The 19,500-nt window shown below is 71.8% G+C and carries 12 protein-coding genes; 10 read left to right on the forward strand and 2 right to left on the reverse strand.

What is annotated here, in order from left to right:
- Nucleotides 1–28: 28 nt before the first annotated feature.
- A complete protein-coding gene (locus tag OHA58_RS23865) occupies nucleotides 29–3,160 on the reverse strand; it encodes a phosphocholine-specific phospholipase C (protein ID WP_405481250.1) in 3,132 nt (1,043 codons plus the stop codon).
- 146 nt (nucleotides 3,161–3,306) lie between these two features.
- On the opposite strand from OHA58_RS23865, the gene OHA58_RS23870 reads away from it, so the two are divergent.
- From OHA58_RS23870 to obgE, 7 genes are all read left to right on the forward strand, one after another.
- Nucleotides 3,307–4,767 carry a hypothetical protein gene (locus OHA58_RS23870; RefSeq protein ID WP_405481252.1) on the forward strand — a complete coding sequence of 487 codons (1,461 nt, stop codon included), beginning with the start codon at nucleotides 3,307–3,309 and terminating at the stop codon, nucleotides 4,765–4,767.
- A gap of 46 nt (nucleotides 4,768–4,813) precedes the next feature.
- Nucleotides 4,814–5,620, forward strand: a complete 807-nt coding sequence (locus OHA58_RS23875; protein ID WP_405481254.1) for a TIGR03936 family radical SAM-associated protein — start codon at nucleotides 4,814–4,816, stop codon at nucleotides 5,618–5,620.
- 237 nt (nucleotides 5,621–5,857) lie between these two features.
- Nucleotides 5,858–9,772 carry an Rne/Rng family ribonuclease gene (locus OHA58_RS23880; protein WP_405481256.1) on the forward strand — a complete coding sequence of 1,305 codons (3,915 nt, stop codon included), beginning with the start codon at nucleotides 5,858–5,860 and terminating at the stop codon, nucleotides 9,770–9,772.
- Nucleotides 9,773–9,991: 219 nt separating this feature from the next.
- On the forward strand, nucleotides 9,992–11,344 hold the full coding sequence (locus OHA58_RS23885; protein ID WP_405481258.1) for a phospholipase D-like domain-containing protein: 1,353 nt from the start codon (nucleotides 9,992–9,994) through the stop codon (nucleotides 11,342–11,344).
- Between the two features lie 215 nt (nucleotides 11,345–11,559).
- On the forward strand, nucleotides 11,560–11,880 hold the full coding sequence (gene rplU, locus OHA58_RS23890) for a 50S ribosomal protein L21 (RefSeq protein ID WP_055566950.1): 321 nt from the start codon (nucleotides 11,560–11,562) through the stop codon (nucleotides 11,878–11,880).
- 14 nt (nucleotides 11,881–11,894) lie between these two features.
- Nucleotides 11,895–12,149, forward strand: a complete 255-nt coding sequence (rpmA, locus tag OHA58_RS23895) for a 50S ribosomal protein L27 (protein ID WP_161306244.1) — start codon at nucleotides 11,895–11,897, stop codon at nucleotides 12,147–12,149.
- Nucleotides 12,150–12,339: 190 nt separating this feature from the next.
- On the forward strand, nucleotides 12,340–13,776 hold the full coding sequence (gene obgE, locus OHA58_RS23900; protein WP_405481261.1) for a GTPase ObgE: 1,437 nt from the start codon (nucleotides 12,340–12,342) through the stop codon (nucleotides 13,774–13,776).
- A 117-nt stretch (nucleotides 13,777–13,893) separates the two neighbouring features.
- Here the strand turns inward: obgE and OHA58_RS23905 are convergent, their stop codons facing one another.
- A complete protein-coding gene (locus OHA58_RS23905; RefSeq protein WP_405481263.1) occupies nucleotides 13,894–16,002 on the reverse strand; it encodes a hypothetical protein in 2,109 nt (702 codons plus the stop codon).
- Between the two features lie 368 nt (nucleotides 16,003–16,370).
- On the opposite strand from OHA58_RS23905, the gene proB reads away from it, so the two are divergent.
- From proB to OHA58_RS23920, 3 genes are all read left to right on the forward strand, one after another.
- Nucleotides 16,371–17,477 carry a glutamate 5-kinase gene (gene proB, locus OHA58_RS23910; RefSeq protein ID WP_405481265.1) on the forward strand — a complete coding sequence of 369 codons (1,107 nt, stop codon included), beginning with the start codon at nucleotides 16,371–16,373 and terminating at the stop codon, nucleotides 17,475–17,477.
- 175 nt (nucleotides 17,478–17,652) lie between these two features.
- Nucleotides 17,653–18,114 (forward strand): hypothetical protein, encoded by a 462-nt coding sequence (locus tag OHA58_RS23915; protein ID WP_116513011.1) that lies wholly within the window; start codon nucleotides 17,653–17,655, stop codon nucleotides 18,112–18,114.
- A 62-nt stretch (nucleotides 18,115–18,176) separates the two neighbouring features.
- Nucleotides 18,177–19,460, forward strand: a complete 1,284-nt coding sequence (locus OHA58_RS23920; protein WP_227294634.1) for a glutamate-5-semialdehyde dehydrogenase — start codon at nucleotides 18,177–18,179, stop codon at nucleotides 19,458–19,460.
- The last annotated feature ends 40 nt before the right edge of the window (nucleotides 19,461–19,500 follow it).

Raw genomic sequence — 19,500 nt, forward strand, 5'->3', positions numbered from 1 at the left:
ATGGCGGTGTCCCGGCCCCTCACTCGTGTCAGGCCGTAATCGGCTTGTCGTCCACGCGGACGTGGTCGACCGCCCAGTACCAGTTGTTGCCCGCGTCGTACATGCGGAACTTCAGGGTGACCGTCTTCGCGCCCGCCGGGACCGGGAGTTCCTTCGTCACGAAGGTGTTCTCGGCGTCCTGGCCCGCGTTGTCGTTGCCCGTCGTGTCGGCGCTGTAGTGGAGGAGACGCGTCTCCTCGCCCGTGTCGAAGAGCGCCGTCACCGCCGCCTTCTGCGGGGACTCCTGGCGGTAGTGCGAGTCGAAGGCCACGTACAGCTTCGACGTGCCGGACGGGACCGGGACCGCGGGGGAGACCAGCGTCGAGTCGAACCTGCCCTTCGACGACGGCGATCCCGTGTCGTCCCAGTCGTCCGGGTCGGCGACCGCGACGACGCCGAGCGCACGGCCGAAGCCGCCCCGGTCCTGACCCGCCGGTGACCAGGCCCGCTTGGTGTGGAACGTCCAGCCCTGGAGGCGGGCGGTGCCCTGCGGCATACCGGCCGCGTTCACCACGGACCAGCCCTTCGGGGCCTTCGCCGTCCAGCCGACGACCCCCGACACCGGCTCCAGCGAGTCCGCCACCGACTCGAAGTCCTCGCCGAGCAGATGGCCCGCCATGGACGGGGCGGTACGCGCCGAGACCTCGCCGTCGGCCAGGACGAACCGTTCGCCGGAGCGGGCCCGCGCCGTCACGAGCAGCCGGTACGCGGCCGTGCCCGACAGCTCGCCGGGGACCTGCACCTCCCACTCGGCGGTCGCCGACGCGCCGGCCGCGAGCGAGGCGGGCGGCGCCGAAACCGCCTTCACCGCCCAGCCCTTGGGCACCACCGGGTGCGCCTCGATCGCGGACACCGCGGCCGTCGCGTCGAACCGTGCGCGCACGCGGGCGGCCTTGCCGGGGACCAGGATCGCCTCGTCGATCGTGGTCGACGCCGCCTCCAGGGACACCGTGACGCCGAGCGCGTCGGGCAGCCCCATCGCGGGGTCGGTGACGCCTTCGAGCTTGCCGGGGACCCGGCCCGCGTACCGGCGCAGGAAGCCGGGCTCGTCGCGGACGGTGACGGCCAGGTCGTACCAGCCCTCGCCGGGGATCGTGATCCGGGTGGTGCGGCTCGCGCCGGCCGCGACGCGGACCTCGCGGGTGCCGCCGCCGTAGGCGAGGTCGCCGACGAGGAAGATGTGGGCGGTGCGGGCGTGGTTGGTCAGCTCGATCTCGGCGCCGCGGCCGTCGTCGGTGAGGTCCAGGTGCGCCTCGTACGTGCCCGCCGCGTCGCCGCGCAGATGCCACAGGGCGCCGTTCGGCCCGTGGACGCGCAGGTCGAAGCCGTTCTCGCCGGGGTTCCACACGTCGGACAGCTTGGCCTTGGGGCTCAGCGTGTAGTGCTTGGGCGCGGTGCCGGGCTCGGGGTACACCGCGAGGACGGCGCCCTGGCGGCCGTGGTTGGCGAGGTCCAGAGTGACCTTGCCGCCGCGCACGCGGGGCGTGACCCGCAGGTCGTACGGGGTGGGGCGGGCGGTGCGGCTGCCGCGCTGCTGCTCGGGCAGGAGCTGCGGCTTGGGCACGGTGGGCGCGGGCAGCTTGCCGGTGTCGGTGACCTTCTGGCGGTTGCCGCTGGTGTCGGGCAGCGTGGGCCACGACGGGTTCTTGCCGGAGAAGTCGAAGACGTCGGTCAGGTCACCGGTGATCTCGCGGCGCCAGGGGCTGATGTTGGGCTCGCGCACCCCGAAGCGCTTCTCCAGGAACTGGATGACGGACGTGTGGTCGCACACCGTCGACGCCACGGCGCCGCCGCGCGTCCACGGCGACACGACGATCATCGGTACGCGCATGCCGAGCCCGAGCGGGAAGGGCCCCGCGGCCTTCGTCTCACCGGCGGGCAGCGTGTCGGACCAGGTCAGCGACCCGTCGGCACCCTTCAGGCGGTACTGGCCCTGCTGGTTGACGGGCCGGTAGAAGGTCGAGCCGCCCTTGCTGACCCGCACCACGACCTCGCCGTCGGGCGTCACGGTCGACCGGCCGCGGCCCTCGGCGACCGGCGGCACGGGCGCGACGAGGTGGTCGTAGAAACCGCCGTGCTCGTCGTAGTTCAGGATGAACGCAGTCTTGGCGAAGACCTCGGGGTTGTCGGCGAGCGCGGACAGCAGACGCGCCGTCAGATCCTCGCCGTGCGGCGGCGCGTAGCTGGCGTGCTCGGACAGCGCGGCCGGCGCGACGAGCCAGGAGACCTGCGGCAGCGTGTCGTTCTTCACGTCCTCGGCGAACGCGGCGACCAGCGCGTCCCCCATCGCCCACGGGTCGTTCGTCTGCGCCGGGTTGCCGACCTTCTTCATGCCGCGCTCGTACAGCGACTCACCGGGCCTGGCAGCGCGGAAGGTGTTGAACCAGGCGAGCGCGTTGTCGTCGAAGTTCTCCTGCGCCTGGTACGTCTTCCAGCTGACGCCCGCCGCTTCGAGGCGCTCCGCGTAGGTCGTCCACTCGAAGCCGGGCTCCTGGTTGTCGACGACGGCGATGTCGCGCACCGTGCCGCCGCTGGTGCCGGTCATCAGGTGCTCGCGGTTGGGGTTGGTGCTGGTCTCGGTCGAGCAGTAGTAGTGGTCGCAGATGGTGAAGACCGAGGCGAGCGCGTTGTAGAAGGGCATGTCGGCGGGCTCGTAGTAGCCCTGGCCGAGCCAGCCGCTGCCGCGCCGGGTGACGTAGCCGTCGGCTATTCCGTCGTTGCGGGCGTTCATCGAGTCGCCGAACCCGAAGGCGGCGGCGCCCTGCTGGTAGGCGCTGGTGTGCGCGGCGTTCATCGCGAACGGCGCGAGCCAGCCCTCGGCGCGCGACGGGTCGGGCTGGTGGAACACGGGCCTGCCGTTGATCCCGCGCACGGCGGCGCGGTCACCGAACCCCCGTATCCCCTGCATCGTGCCGAAGTAGTGGTCGAACGACCGGTTCTCCTGCATGAACACCACGACGTGCTGGATGTCTTCCAGCGTGCCGGGCCTGCCCGGCGCGGCGAGCGCGGTGCGCAGGCTCAGCGGCAGCGCGGCCAGCACACCGGCGGCCGCGGCGCCGCCGATGAGGGTGCGGCGGGAGAGTTCGGGTCTGTCCTCGGGGTGCGGTGAGCCAGTGCTCATCGGGGGTGTCCTCCAACGTCCTTCTGCAAGCGGCCTATTTGGCCCAGACCCGTTATGAATACGAGACAGAAGTGGCCGTGGCCAGAGGTGTGCGTGAAGTTCCCATGACGCGCATCCGTATGCCGCGCTCGGGCGTCTGAGAAGGCATGGACTGGGAGAAGCACCCGACGCCCGCAGAGCCCGCGGCCGCTGAACAGCCGCCCGAGGGCTGCCTCGTGGCCGCGATCCGCATTCCGGTGCGCATCGTCGTCCTGGTCCTCGTCGTACCGATCCGCCTGACCTGGGACGCCGTCGCCGCCGGCGGTCGCGTCGTGTGGCGTCGCGTCCTGGTGCCCCTGGCCCGCGGGACCGGACGGCTGCTGCGCGCGGTGTTCGTGGCGCCATGGGTGTGGCTCTGGGTACGCGTACTGGCTCCGGTGGCGCGGGGCGTGGGCGCCGCGCTGGCGTGGCTGGGCCGGGCGCTGTTCGTGTGGCCGTGGGCGGCGTTGTGGAGGCGCGTGCTGGTTCCGGTCGGCCGGGGGCTCGCCGTCGCGCTGACCTGGACCGGCAAAGCGCTCTTCGTCTGGCCGTGGGTCGCGCTGTGGCGCTACGTCCTCGCGCCGGTCGGCCGCGGGGTGCGGGCCGTCGCGCTGTGGGTGTGGCGGAAGGGCGTCGTGGCCTCGGCCGCCTGGTGGTACCTCCGGGTGATGACACCGGCCGGGCACGGGATCGCGTGGCTGGCGCGGGGCCTCGCGGCGGCGGGCCGCGCACTGGGAGCAGGCCTCGCCGCACTGCTGCGCGCCCTCGTCGTCGTCCCCGCGGTGTGGCTCTACGCACACACCCTGACCCCACTCGGCCGTGGCATCGCTCTCCTCGCGCGCGGCACGGCGACCGCCGTCATCTGGCTCGCCAAGGCCCTCTTCGTCTGGCCCTGGGTCTGGCTCCACACCCGCGCACTCGCACCCGCCGGACGCGCAACTGCCTTTCTTTTCAAGCTGGTTGGGGCCCATCTCGCCCTCGCCGGCCGAGCGCTGGGCGCGGGCCTGGCGTGGCTCGGCCGAGGCGCGTGGTCCGGGCTCGCGTGGCTCGGGCGTGGCATGTGGGCCGGCGTCGCATGGTTCGGGCGTGGGGTCTGGACCGTCGCCGTCACCCTCGTACGGTGGATCTTCGTCGTGCCCGCCGTCGCCTTCTGGCGCTGGGTACTCGTGCCCGTCGGGCGGGCGGTCGTCGTCCTCGTACGGGAGACCGGCGACGCGCTCGGGCACGCGTGGCGTGTCGCCGGACACGTGTCGCGGGCCGTCGGACGGGTCCTCGGCCAGCTCCTGCGGTGGATCTTCGTGGACCCGGTGCGCTGGGCGTACCGCTCCGTGTGCACCCCGCTGGGACACCTCGTCCGGGACTCCATATGGCGGCCCGCGGCCCGGGCGGTCAAGGACGCGGGGCGCGCCGCGCGCCAGGCCCTCACGGTGGCGCGCGAGAGCGTGCGCCAGGCCAGGGCCGACGTCCGCCGGGCACTCTTCGGAGCAAAACGGGCGGAGCCCGAACCGCTGGTCAGGGACCGGCGGGAACCTGGCCCGCCTCAGGCACGTACTCTAGGTAGCAGTACGACCCCACTCACGAAGGACTAGAACACTGGGCAAGCGACAGCCCGAAGGCCCGCCGCCCGCACCCGCGGTGCAGCGCATCCGACTGCGCTACACCAAGCGCGGCCGCCTCCGGTTCACCAGCCACCGTGACTTCCAGCGCGCCTTCGAGCGTGCGCTGCGCCGCGCCGAGGTGCCCATGGCGTACTCGGCGGGGTTCACGCCGCACCCGAAGGTGTCGTACGCCAATGCCGCACCCACCGGCACGGGCAGCGAAGCCGAGTATCTGGAGATCGCGCTCACCGAAGCGCGCGATCCGGACACGCTGCGCGAGCTCCTCGACGAGTCGCTCCCCACGGGGCTCGACATCATCGAGGCCGTCGAGTCCCGCACCTCGGGCCTCGCCGACCGGCTCACCGCATCCGTCTGGGAGCTGCGGCTCGACGGCGTCGAAGCCGCTGAGGCCAAGGCCGCCGCGGACGCGTTCGTCGCGGCGGAGGCCGTCGAGGTCCAGCGAAGGACCAAGAACGGGATGCGGACGTTCGACGCCCGCGCCGCCGTCGTGAGCCTCGAGGCCGCCGAGGCCCCGCAGGCGAACGACGCCCAGGCTGATAGGCCGACCGACAAGGCCTGTGCGATACTGCGCCTGGTTGTTCGGCACGTGACGCCTGCCGTTCGACCCGACGACGTTCTGTCCGGTCTCCGAGCTGTGGCCGACCTGGCGCCGCCGGTCCCCGCAGCGGTGACCAGGCTGGCGCAGGGGCTTTTCGATGAAGAGACCGGCACGGTGACCGACCCGCTCGCGCCCGACCGCGAGGCAGTCGAGGCCGCACCTCCCGCAAGCGGGGGGAGCGCCGCAGCTGCCGCCGCGACGGCGCCGGTGCCAGGTTCCGCGTAAGGACGGTCGTCGAAGCGCCGCCCTCGTACTCGGGAGCCACCTGGGTCGGGCAGCGCACGAACCCAAGGACTTTCGCCAGGCCGTACGCACACATGGCGTACGGAACCGGCGAGAACAGACAGAGAGCTCCCGTGCGGCGCCCGCGCCCCGGACGGCGGCACCGCGCATGAACGCGCGAGCCGCGGACGTCACCGGACCAGGCGCGGCGCCCGGGAGCCTGACGGGAGATCCACCCGCATGCTCGAGCCGACCGAACCCACTGAGACGTCTTCGTCCGTGGGAACCGACAACAACAGCCCCAGCGACACCCTGCCGCCGCGCCGCCGGCGCCGTGCGGCCTCGCGCCCCGCGGGCCCGCCCACGGGTGCCGACACCGCCCCGGCCGTGAAGGCCGCCGCCGACCCCGTCGCCGACGAGGCCGACGAGGCCGAAGAGACCGAGGCAGCCGCGCCCGCCGCCGAGGCGCCCGCGCAGGACGCCGCACCCGCCGGGCGCCCGCGCCGGCGTGCCACCCGCCGCGCCTCCGCGCCCGCCGGCGCACCCAAGACTCCCGACGCAGCAGAGAGCGCCGAGGCCGAGCCCGCTGCCGCCGCGCCCGCCGTCGCCGCGGAAGAGACCGCCCCCGAGCCGGAGGCCGCGCCCGCCGGGCGTACCCGCCGCCGTGCCACGCGCCGCGTCTCCGCCCCCGCCGCTACCCCCGAGCAGGCCGAGGCCCCCGCGGTGACCGAGCCCGCCGCCGCGCCCGCCGTGGCCGCGGAAGAGCCTGCCGCCGAGCCGGAGGCCGCCCCCGCCGGGCGCGGCCGCCGCCGCGCCACCCGCCGCTCCACCGCCCCCGCCGGCGCGCCCGAGCAGGCCGAGCCCGTGGCCGCCGCCGAGCCCGCCGCGACGGAGACCCCGAAGTCGAAGGCCCCGAAGTCGGAGGCCCCGAAGTCGGAGGCTCCCAAGACCGAGGCCCCCGCCGCCGCGTCCGACGAGGACGCCGAAGGCGGGCGCCGCCCCCGCCGCCGCGCCACCCGCAAGGCCGCGGTCGGCTTCTCCGAGCCCGCGCAGCGCTCCGCCAAGAAGGCCGCCTCGCGCGCCGCCGCCGAGCCCGCCGCCGACGAGACCAAGGCCACGAAGGGCTCGCGCCGTCCCGCGCGGCCGTCCGTCGCCGTCTTCCAGGCGCCGGTCTTCGCCGAGCCGATGTTCCAGACCCCGGAGCGCGCCGCCGCCGCAGCGGCCGCCGCCGAGGCCGTGGTGGAGGAGGAGCCGGTCGAGGCCGAGGCTCCTGTCGAGGCCGTGACCGTGGCCGATGTGGTCGCGGAGGAGACGCCGCGCCGTCGCCGCCGCCGTGGCCGCGCCGCCGAGGAGCAGCCCGCCGCCCCGGCCGCCGAGCCGCAGCGGCCTGCCGCCGTCGAGGAGCCTGCCGAGGCGGAGGAGGCCGAGGAGGCCGAGGGCGACCAGGACCACGAGGACCACGACGAGCAGGGCGACCGCCCCACGCGCCGCCGGCGCCGTGGTGGCCGCCGTCGCCGTCGCGGTGACTCCGCGGACGCCGAGTCCGACGAGCAGACCGACGAAGAGACCGAGCCCACCGACGAGGGCGCCGAGCACACCGACGAGAGCGATGAGGCCGACGAGGCCGACGAGCGCGAGGAGTCGGGCCCGTCCGGCTCCAGCAGCAGCCGTCGCCGCCGTCGCCGTCGTCGCCGCGCGGGTGATGCCTCCACCGACGGCGAGCCGGGCGACAGCGACCCCGAGCGCACGGTCGTGAAGGTCCGCGAGCCCCGTAAGCAGGAGGAGCGGGGCACCGGCGCCGACGAGGTGCAGTCCATCAAGGGCTCGACGCGTCTCGAGGCGAAGAAGCAGCGCCGCCGCGAGGGCCGCGAGCAGGGCCGCCGTCGTGTGCCGATCATCACCGAGGCCGAGTTCCTGGCCCGCCGCGAGGCCGTCGAGCGCGTCATGGTCGTCCGCCAGCACGGCGAGCGCACCCAGATCGGCGTGCTCGAGGACGACATCCTCGTCGAGCACTACGTCAACAAGGAGCAGTCGACCTCGTACGTCGGCAACGTGTACCTGGGCAAGGTCCAGAACGTGCTGCCGTCCATGGAGGCCGCCTTCATCGACATCGGCAAGGGCCGCAACGCCGTGCTCTACGCCGGTGAGGTCAACTTCGAGGCGCTCGGCATGGCCAACGGGCCGCGCCGCATCGAGACCGCGCTCAAGTCCGGCCAGTCCGTCCTCGTGCAGGTCACCAAGGACCCGATCGGCCACAAGGGCGCCCGCCTGACCAGCCAGGTCTCGCTGCCCGGCCGCTACCTGGTCTACGTCCCCGAGGGGTCGATGACCGGCATCAGCCGCAAGCTGCCCGACACCGAGCGTGCGCGTCTGAAGACCATCCTCAAGAAGATCGTCCCCGAGGACGCGGGCGTCATCGTGCGCACCGCCGCCGAGGGCGCGAGCGAGGAGGAGCTGAGCCGCGACGTCGAGCGTCTGCAGGCTCAGTGGGAGGAGATCCAGAAGAAGTCGAAGCAGATCTCGACGAGCTCGCCGAGCCTGCTGTACGGCGAGCCGGACATGACCGTCCGCGTCGTGCGCGACATCTTCAACGAGGACTTCTCCAAGGTCATCGTCAGCGGTGACGAGGCGTGGGACACCATCCACGGATACGTCAACCACGTGGCGCCCGACCTGGGCGACCGCCTCTCGAAGTGGACCTCCGAGGTCGACGTCTTCGCGACGTACCGGATCGACGAGCAGCTCGCCAAGGCGCTCGACCGCAAGGTCTGGCTGCCCAGCGGCGGCTCGCTGGTGATCGACAAGACCGAGGCGATGATCGTCGTCGACGTCAACACCGGCAAGTTCACCGGCCAGGGCGGCAACCTCGAAGAGACCGTGACGAGGAACAACCTCGAAGCGGCCGAGGAGATCGTGCGCCAGCTGCGCCTGCGTGACCTCGGCGGCATCGTCGTCATCGACTTCATCGACATGGTCCTGGAGTCCAACAGGGACCTGGTCCTGCGCCGGCTCCTCGAGTGCCTGGGCCGTGACCGGACCAAGCATCAGGTGGCCGAGGTCACCTCGCTCGGCCTGGTCCAGATGACCCGTAAGCGCGTGGGCCAGGGCCTCCTGGAGTCCTTCTCCGAGACCTGCGTCCACTGCAACGGGCGCGGTGTCATCGTCCACATGGAGCAGCCCACGTCCGCCGGTGGCGGCGGCAAGCGCAAGAAGCGCGGCCGTGGCGGCAACGGCGCGGAGCACGACCACGAGCAGGCGGCGCTGGAGACGGAGGTGGAGACCGAGGCAGAGGTCGCCGCCGAGGTCGCGGCCCCGGTCGCGCTGGCCGAGCCCGAGTTCGTGCCCGACGAGGAGCTGTACAGCAGCCCCGCCGAGGCGGAGGCCGCGGCTCGTGGTGGCCGTTCGCGCCGTCGTGCGACCCGCAGGGCGTCGGCTCCGGCCGGCGCGCCCAAGGGCGAGGCAGCCCCGAAGGAGGCCGCCGAGGCGGAGGCTCCGAAGGTGGAGGCCCCGCAGGTCGAGGCTCCCCGGGCTGAGGCCACGCAGGTCGAGGCGGAGCCCGTCGTGGCCGAGCCGGCCGTGGCGGAGCCCGCCCCGGTCGAGGAGGCCGCTCCCAAGGGGCGTACGCGCCGCCGGGCGACCCGTAAGGCGACGGCCCCGGCCGGTTCGCCGAAGGCCGCCGCCGAGGCCGAGGTGACCGTCACGGCGCCCGCCAAGCCCGAGCCGGAGCCCGTCGTGGCCGAGGAGCCCAAGGCCGCTGAGGCCGAGGAGAAGGCCGAGGCGCCCGTCGAGAGCGCGGCTCCGGCCCGCCCGCGTCGCCGCGCCGTCCGCAAGGCCACCGCGCCCACCGCGTCCGAGGAGACGGCCGTTGTGGTCGTCCCGTCGGCCACGGAGGCGCAGGCCGAGCCGGAGCAGGCCGAGCCCGAGGTCGCCGAGGAGGCGCCCGCCGCCAAGAAGACGGCCCGTAAGACGGCCAAGAAGGCGACGGCGAAGAAGGCCGCCACCAAGAAGACCGCGGCCAAGAAGACGGCCGCGAAGAAGACGACGGCCAAGAAGGCGGCGACCAAGACCGCCGCCAAGAAGGCGACCGCGAAGAAGACCGTGGCGGCCGAGCAGCAGGCTCAGCCGTCCGTCTCCGCCGCGGCCGACGAGGCCTGAGCAACGCGGTAGATCCGGATCCGACGCCCCCGAGCCGCACTACGCGGAACGGGGGCGTCGGCGTGTCACAGCTCACGTAACTCCGACTGGACCGCACCCTGCTCTTGGAGACCGGCCAACTACCTGTAAAACTCATGGAGTCGCACGAGTGAACATGAACGATCACGCGACCGCGCGTTGGGGAGAACGCGCGGCCCGTGGAACTGGGGAGGGGTAGTAATGGCGCACGCGCGCCTGAGAGGCACGGGCCGTCACCGTGCCGTGAAGCCGGTCAAGGGCGGCAGACAGGCCGTGGCAATCGCCACGGTCCTCTCGGCGGCCGGGATCCAGGCCACCGCGTCCGTGGGGACCGCCGCCGCGGACACCCCCACGTGGACCGAGGGGCCGATCTTCAACGACCCGCACGGCACCACGGACCAGCAGTACGCGATCCGCACCCGGCTGATACAGCTGACGAACTCGGCGCTGCCCGGTTCGGTGATCAAGGTCGCGGTCTACCACGTGTGGGAGGCGTCGGTCGTCGACGCGCTCGTGGCCGCCAAGAACCGCGGCGTGAACGTGCAGATCCTGCTCGACGAGTCCAGCGTCAGCGACCGCCCCACCAACACGTCGTACGCGACGCTGAAGACCGCCCTGGGCACCAGCAGGACGAACCCGTCCTTCGTGACGCTCTGCCCGGCGCACAAGTCCTGCCTGGGCGACCCCAAGTACGGCCAGTCGATCATGCACAACAAGTTCTGGCTGTTCTCCGCGGTCGAGGGCGCGACCAACGTCGTCGTACAGACCACTTCGAACTCGACGCCGTCGGCGCACACGAAGTTCTACAACGACGCGCTGATGCTGCCCAACAACAGCGTGATGTACGAGGCTTACTCGGACTACTTCACCGACATGACCGTCAAGAGCTGGTCGACGTGGGACTACCGGACCGTCAGCAACGGTCTGTACAAGGCGTATTTCTTCCCGCGGGCCGGCACGGTCAACGAGTCCGACACGATGTACTCGGTCCTCAACAACGTTGCCTGCTCCTACAAGGACCCGGTGACCGGCGTCGCGAAGAAGACCGTCATCCGGGCCGCGATCTTCAAGGTCACCCGCAAGCAGATAGCCGACAAGCTGGTCTCGCTGAAGAAGCAGGGCTGCACCGTCAGCCTCATGTACGCGGAGACCGACAGCGCCAAGAGCCTGGGCGGCACGAAGGGCACCTGGGAGGGACTGCACGCCACCGGCGGTCCCGCGCTGCGCTGCCTCAACGACGACCGGGACCCGCTGAACCCCGGCAAGAAGCTCACGACCCCGTACATCATCCACTCGAAGTACCTGCTCATTGACGGCATGTACGACGGCAAGCGGAACAAGATCACCTTCACCGGGTCGCAGAACTACACGGGCCCCGCGCTGCGCGAGAACGACGAGGCGATCGTCAAGGTCGACGACGACTCCGTGCACGACGCCTACCGCGACCACTTCAACCGGGTGTGGAACGTCGCCTGGCCCGGCACGGCCGACGCCACGGACCTGTGCAAGGGCGTGAAGCCGCTGCCGCAGGACGGTGAGAACCCGCCCGCGTAGCCCGCGCGCACCCGGCGGAAGGGGGCTGGTTTGACCCTTTCGGCGGGTGACCCGTAACCTGGACCGTCGGCGTCTGTTGAGCGCCGCACCCCTGAGCACCTCACCTCCCGGTCCGCCGGGGGAGGCCGCTCGTCCAATCCGGAACATCATGGGCCTTCGGGCACGTGTGAGCGGCTGGCTTCAGGGGTTTCGTTCCGAGCGAGAGAGAGATCCGCGTGTACGCCATCGTGCGCAGCGGTGGTCGCCAGCACAAGGTTGCTGTCGACGACATCGTTGAGGTTGACAAGATTTCCACTGCCAAGGTTGGCGACACCGTAGAGCTCTCTACGCTGCTCGTTGTCGACGGCGACGCTGTTACCAGCGACCCGTGGGTGCTGGCCGGCATCAAGGTGCAGGCCGAGGTCGTGGACCACCACAAGGGTGCCAAGATCGACATCCTTCGGTACAAGAACAAGACCGGCTACCGCCGTCGTCAGGGTCACCGCCAGCAGTACACGGCGATCAAGATCACCGGCATCCCCACGGCTGCGAAGTAAGGGACTGAGACAAGATGGCACACAAGAAGGGCGCATCGTCCACTCGGAACGGGCGCGATTCCAATGCTCAGCGGCTCGGTGTGAAGCGCTTCGGCGGTCAGACCGTCAACGCCGGTGAGATCCTGGTCCGCCAGCGCGGCACCCACTTCCACCCGGGCAACGGCGTCGGCCGTGGCAAGGACGACACGCTGTTCGCCCTTGACGCCGGTGCGGTGGAGTTCGGTACGCACCGCGGCCGCAAGGTCGTGAACATCGTTCCGGTCGCCTGAACCCCTAGTTCCTAGGACTCAGGCTCCGTAGAGCGTTTTCGCGAGGGCGGACCTTGCTTGCCCGGCCAGAAGCTTCGGCTTCCGGATCGGGAAGCAGGTCCGCCCTTCGCGTGTTTCCAATGAACGACGAGCAAAGACATTTCGTACTCCTCCGGCCTTTCGCCGGGGGAACCCCAGGAGGCACTGAACCATGACCACCTTCGTGGACCGCGTCGAACTGCATGTCGCCGCGGGTAACGGAGGCCACGGCTGTGCCTCCGTTCACCGTGAGAAGTTCAAGCCGCTCGGCGGCCCGGACGGCGGCAACGGCGGCCGTGGCGGCGACGTCATCCTGGTCGTCGACCAGTCGGTGACGACGCTCCTCGACTACCACCACTCACCCCACCGCAAGGCCACGAACGGCAAGCCGGGCGAGGGCGGGAACCGCTCCGGCAAGGACGGCCAGGACCTCGTCCTGCCCGTGCCGGACGGCACTGTCATCCTCGACAAGGCGGGCAACGTGCTGGCCGACCTCGTCGGCCAGGGCACGACGTACGTCGCCGCCCAGGGCGGCCGCGGCGGCCTCGGCAACGCGGCGCTGGCCTCGGCCCGCCGCAAGGCGCCCGGCTTCGCGCTCCTCGGTGTGCCCGGTGACCTCCAGGACATCGTCCTCGAGCTCAAGACGGTCGCGGACATCGCGCTCGTCGGCTACCCGAGCGCCGGAAAGTCTTCCCTCATCTCGGTCCTGTCGGCCGCGAAGCCGAAGATCGCCGACTACCCGTTCACGACGCTCGTCCCGAACCTCGGCGTCGTGACGGCCGGCTCGACCGTCTACACCATCGCCGACGTGCCGGGCCTCATCCCGGGCGCCAGCCAGGGCAAGGGCCTCGGCCTGGAGTTCCTGCGCCATGTCGAGCGCTGCTCGGTCCTGGTCCACGTACTCGACACGGCCACCCTCGAATCGGACCGTGACCCGGTCTCCGACCTCGACATCATCGAGGAGGAGCTCAAGCAGTACGGCGGCCTCGACAAGCGCCCGCGCCTCGTCGTCCTCAACAAGATCGACGTGCCGGACGGCCAGGACCTCGCGGACCTGGTCCGCCCGGACCTGGAGGCCCGCGGCTACCGCGTCTTCGAGGTGTCGGCCGTGGCCCACAAGGGCCTCAAGGAGCTGTCCTTCGCCCTCGCCGAGATGGTCGCCGCGGCGCGCGCCGCCAAGCCCAAGGAGGAGGCGACCCGCATCGTCATCCGTCCGAAGGCGGTCGACGACTCGGGCTTCACGGTCGCGCAGGAGGAGGACGGCCTCTTCCGCGTGCGCGGGGAGAAGCCGGAGCGCTGGGTGCGCCAGACCGACTTCAACAACGACGAGGCCGTCGGCTACCTCGCCGACCGCCTCAACCGCCTCGGCGTCGAGGACGCCCTCATGAAGGCCGGCGCGGTCACGGGCGACGGCGTGGCCATCGGCCCCGAGGACAACGCGGTCGTCTTCGACTGGGAGCCCACGGTCATGGCAGGCGCCGAGATGCTCGGCCGCCGAGGCGAGGACCACCGCCTCGAGGAGCCGCGCCCCGCGGCCCAGCGCCGCCGCGACAAGCAGTCGGAGCGGGACGACGCGGAGCAGGAGTACGACGAGTTCAAGCCGTTCTAGGCGCAGTCGGGCGTTCTGGCCCAGCTCATGAAGAAGGCCCCCGGGAGATTCTCCCGGGGGCCTTCTTCATGTTCAGCCTGCGCGCCGAGCTTCAGTGTTCAGCCTGCGCGCCAAGCGCTACGCCGTGACTGGGTCGCCGGACTCCGAGTCGGAATCCAGGGCCTCGGCGAACTCGTCCGTGTCCGTGTCGCGCTGGCCCGGGATCTCCGCCGCGAGGCGGGACTCCATGCGGACGCGGCGCTCGTCGGCCTGGTCGCACAGCGCGCGCACCGCGTCGTTGAAGCGGTCCAGGGACGGCGGATCGGAGGGGCCCAGGAGGTGCTCCTTGAGCTCCGCGCGGGCCTCCGCGTGGGAATCCGTCTCCGGGGCGCGTACGGCCGCGAGAAGGGCGGGTACCTCCGTTGCCGCGGGCGTCAGGATCGTCGCCGCGCTCACCGTCGGGAATCCGGCGCGGAAATCACCCTCGGACATGCCCGAGGTGTTCGCGACGGCGTACGGCTTCTCGCTCGTCAGCCAGTCCGAGACGACCGAGGAGACATCGCTGATGAGGACGTCGGCCTGGTTGAAGCAGGTGAAGATCGCCGGGCGGGCGTCCGTGATGACCAGGTGCTCCCACTCCGGGAAGGACGCCCAGTAAGCGGCCTCCCACGCGGCGGTCGCCTCGGCGACGGCGGACTGCCGGCCCCCGTCGGGCGCGCCCTGGAGCATCATGCGCTCCATCTCGTCCGCGCTGGCGCGGAACGCGGTCGACGTCAGCCTGTCCAGCTCCGCCGCGCGGCGGGCCAGCTCGGCGGCGGCCTCGGGGCCGGGCCGGGCACCGGAGCGCTTCGCGGCCGCCTCGCGGACCATCGCCTTGATGCGCTCGTTCGCGACGCCCGCGCGCGGGTCGACCGAACCGGTCATCGGGTGCGGCTTGTAGAGGAGGCGTACGGAGTCGTCGGCGAGCAGGTGCTTGACGATGTTCTCGCCGGCGAGAAGCACCGACGTGTTGCCCGGGTTGCCGTCCCAGCCCTCCCAGGTGGGGGCGTAAAGGACCGTCGTGAAGCGTTCATCTGTGGCTCCGCCACGGGGGCCCTGGGACGCGCCGGTGGCGCGCTTGATGGGCGACAGCTGCGGTCGGCCCACCTCCACGACGTCCTTGTCCTCGACGCCGATGTCGGCGAGCTGGTAGCGCTCGCGGGCCGCGGGCCCGGCCACCCACACCTCGTCGTACGCTTTCGCGTACGGGTTGCAGGAGGACAGCTTGTCGCTCTCGCCGTGGTTGATGAAGGCGTGCTTGATCGTCGGGATGCGCAGGACCTGGGAGGTCTTCGCGGCGTTCGCCGGGTGCAGCACCATCTTCAGCGTCGAGTTCTCCAGGGAGAACATCGTGGCGACCTTGGGGAAGCAGATGATCGGCACGTCGGTCGCGTCGATCTTCTGGACCATGAACCGCTCGCGCAGCACGATCAGCGGCTTGCCGTCGACCTCGGAGAGCGTGGAGAGCCACATGTTCGCCTGGTACGCGGACGACGTGCCGCCCGAGAAGTACATCGCGACGGTCGGCTCGTAGTCGGCCAGCCACTGGTCGAGCCAGGCCATGACCTTCTGCTCGCTCAGGGCGCGCTTCTTCGGGAGCAGCCAGGTCGCGAGGTAGACCGTGCCGCCGCCGAGCAGCACGATCGAGACGGCGAGGCCGATGCCGCCCCAGAGCGCGTCGGTGGTGGCCGCGGTGATCAGCAGGCCGACGGTGCCGGGGGCGGCGAAGCTGAGCAGGCGGTGGCCCTGGCGGCGGGCCAGGATGCGCGGCGGGGCCGCGGAGAGCCGCAGCTCGGACGCGTCGATGTTCCGCGTCACGATGGGCAGCGCGCGCGTGCGCCGCACCAGCACGGCCACGGCCTGGCACACGAAGTGCAGGGCGTAGAAGGCGAGCAGCGCGATGGTGAGGGGGGACTGCTCGGCCAGCGGCTCGATGCCGTCGATGCGCAGGAGACCGACCAGGATCAGCATGTCGCGCAGCAGCTGCCGGACGGTGACATCGAAGCGGATCTTGCCGAGGAGGGAGAGCAGGCCGGGCTGCTTGTACTGGAGATACGTGTCGAGCGCGAGACCCGCGGCGCTCGCGGCGACGAACACCGGGACGTACGGGATCAGCGCGCTGACGAGCTGGGCCGTGTAGAGCGCGAACATCGCGAAGAGCGCGGAGAGCTGCACGACGCGGCGGGGGGCAAGGCCGGCGGAGGGCACTGGGCGGGGCTCCTGGCAGGGGGGTCGGGTGGCGGGGGGAAAGATTTGCGGGGGGTGCGCGGCATTCTTCGACGAAGGCCGACCACTGACCGTATGACTTTCGCGCCCTCGCTAGCAATCCTTCGTGACAGCAATCACCGGATAAAGGGGCAAAGGCACCACGATCTCTGGGCAACGATTCCTTTCGCCGCCTCCGGTGGGATTCCTTTCGCGTGAGCCTGCCGTCCGCCCCTCGGAACCCGGAGGCGCCGCGCCGTGTCGCTCACGTAGATTGCAGGACCTGGGCCGTGGCCGGGACGAGGCCCACGGCCGGTCAGCACCGATGGGGAACGCACGTGTCAGCGGCAGGGCAGGACATGAGGCAGGGCGTGGCGGAAGCCCGCAGGATCGTGGTCAAGGTCGGATCCTCCTCGCTCACCACCGCACAGGGCGGCCTCGACGCCGACCGGGTCGACGCCCTCGTCGACGTACTCGCCAAGGTCCGCAGCGGCGGCGAGAAGGAGATCGTGCTCGTCTCGTCCGGCGCCATCGCCGCCGGGCTCGCGCCGCTCGGCCTGCGCCGGCGCCCCAAGGACCTCGCCCGGCAGCAGGCGGCCGCGAGCGTCGGCCAGGGTCTCCTGGTGGCCCGCTACACCGCCTCCTTCGCGCGCTACGGCGTCCGCGTCGGCCAGGTTCTGCTCACCAGCGACGACATGGCCCGCCGCGCCCACCACCGCAACGCGTCACGCACCCTCGACCAGCTCCTCGCGATGGGCGCCCTGCCCGTCGTGAACGAGAACGACACCGTGGCCACGGACGAGATCCGCTTCGGCGACAACGACCGGCTCGCCGCCCTGGTCGCCCACCTCGTCCACGCCGACCTCCTCGTCCTCCTCTCCGACGTCGACGGCCTCTACGACGGCGACCCCGCCAAGCCCGGCAGCTCGCGTATCTCCGAGGTCCGCGGCCCCGCCGACATCGCGCACGTCAAGATCGGCAGCGCGGGCAAGGCGGGCGTCGGCACCGGCGGCATGGTCACCAAGGTCGAGGCGGCCGGGATCGCCGCGGCCGCGGGCATCCCCGTGGTCCTCACCAGCGCGGTGCACGCGGCCGACGCGCTCGCCGCCCGCGACACGGGCACGTACTTCCACCGCACGGGCCGACGCAGCGCCGACCGCCTCCTGTGGCTCCAGCACGCCTCCACGCCGCAGGGCGCGCTCACGCTCGACGACGGGGCGGTGAGGGCCGTCGTGGAGGGCCGCAAGTCCCTCCTTCCCGCGGGCATCGCGGCCGTCGACGGCGAGTTCAGCGCGGGCGACCCGGTCGAGCTGCGCGACGCCACGGGGCGGGCGGTCGCGCGCGGCCTGGTGAACTTCGACGCCAAGGAGATCCCGCAGCTCATCGGCCGCTCCACCCGCGAGCTGGCCCGCGAGCTGGGGCCCGCGTACGAGCGTGAGGTCGTCCACCGGGACGACCTCGTGCTGCTGCACGCCTGACCGCCCCCGGCGCACTCGTGAAGATCCGGCGTCCGCACCGGTCGTAAACCGGGTAAACGGCCGAAAGGCGGGCCTCCGGCGGGGGACCTTCCCCAAAACCGCCCCACGACGGCGCTTGGCCTGCTCAACTTTGTTTCAGGAAGTTCCGCACGACCATTGCGCAAAGGAGGCCGTCGTGAGACGAGCGCGCCCGGGGGCGACGTCCCGAGGGTCGGCGGAGCGGGCACTGACCAGCGTCGCGGCCGGCGAGTCGTACCAGGGCAGCGGGCAGGAGGAGAGCGTCGTGACGGAGGAAGGCCCCCGCCTCTGGCATGTCACTCTCAGCGTCTCCGGCGCCGACGCGCCCCTCGCGGAGGTGCGGCGGGGACTCGAACAACTGGCGCATGACCACCCCTTTCTGCTGACGAGCCGGTACGCCGTCGACCACGCCGAGATCCGCTACTGGGAAGAGGCCCGAGACCTGCACGACGCGGCCGCCGTGGCGCTGCGCCTGTGGGGCGAGCACCGCCAGAGTTCCCAGCTCCCGCCGTGGGAGATCGTCGGCCTCGAGGTCATCGACCGCGACACGTACCACCAGCGCATCGCCGAGGGGTACGGGCCCCTGCCGGCCACCCCGGTCGGCGTACACCCGTTTTAGGTCACATCTCAGGGTTCGGAACAGCCGCCGGACGGCCCCGCCGCGCCCATTACCCTGCCGATATGACCTCGCTCTCGCCGTACGACTCGATGACCCCCGTCACCCAGGCCGCCTACCGCGCCCGGTCCGCGGCCGGTGTGATCGCCCCGCTGCCGCGGGCCGCGAAGGACGATGCCCTCGCCGCGATCGCCGATGCCCTCGAAGTGCGCACGGCCGAGATCGTCGAGGCGAACGCCAAGGACATCGCCCGCGCCCGCGAGGCCGGCACGAGCGAGTCGATCATCGACCGCCTCACGCTCACGCCCGAGCGGGTCCGCGCCATCGCCGCCGACGTGCGCGACGTCGTCGCCCTGCCCGACCCGGTCGGCACCGTCGTCCGCGGCAACACCCTCCCGAACGGCATCGACCTGCGCCAGGTCCGTGTCCCGCTCGGCGTCGTCGGCATCATCTACGAGGCCCGCCCGAACGTGACCGTGGACGCCGCCGCCCTCTGCCTCAAGTCGGGCAACGCCGTTCTCCTGCGCGGCAGTTCGTCCGCGTACGAGTCCAACACCGCCCTCGTGCGGGTGCTGCGCGACGCCGTCGGCGGCTCCGGGCTGCCCGCGGACGCCATCCAGCTCGTGCCCGGCGAGGGCCGCGACTCCGTCACCGAGCTGATGCGGGCCCGCGGCCTGGTCGACGTCCTCATCCCGCGCGGCGGCGCCTCCCTCATCAAGAACGTCGTCGAGAACTCGATCGTCCCCGTCATCGAGACCGGCACCGGCAACTGCCACGTCTACGTCGACGCCCACGCCGACCTCGACATGGCCGTCGACATCCTGATCAACTCCAAGGCGCAGCGCCCCAGCGTCTGCAACGCCGCCGAGACCCTCCTCGTCCACCAGGACATCGCCGACGCCTTCGTGCCCCGCGCCCTCGCGGCCCTCGCCGAGGCCGGCGTCACCGTGCACGCCGACGAGCGCGTCCTGGCGTACGCCGAGGGCTCCAAGGCCACCGTCGTCGAGGCGACCCCGGAGGACTGGGAGACCGAGTACCTCTCGTACGACATCGCGGCCGCCGTCGTGCACTCCCTGGACGCCGCCGTGGAGCACATCCGCCTCTGGTCGTCCGGCCACACCGAGGCCATCGTCACCACCTCGCAGCAGGCGGCCCGCCGCTTCACCCAACTGGTCGACTCCACGACGGTCGCCGTGAACGCCTCGACACGCTTCACGGACGGCGGCCAGTTCGGCTTCGGCGCCGAGATCGGCATCTCCACCCAGAAGCTCCACGCCCGGGGCCCCATGGGCCTTCCGGAGCTGACGAGCACCAAGTACATCGTCACGGGCGACGGCCACATCCGGTAGCCGTGGGCATACGGACGGGAACAAAGGGAATTCCCGCACC

Origin of the sequence: Streptomyces sp. NBC_00009 (genome assembly GCF_045040855.1) — a bacterium.
In the GTDB taxonomy this organism is placed as follows: Bacteria; Actinomycetota; Actinomycetes; order Streptomycetales; family Streptomycetaceae; genus Streptomyces; species Streptomyces aureus.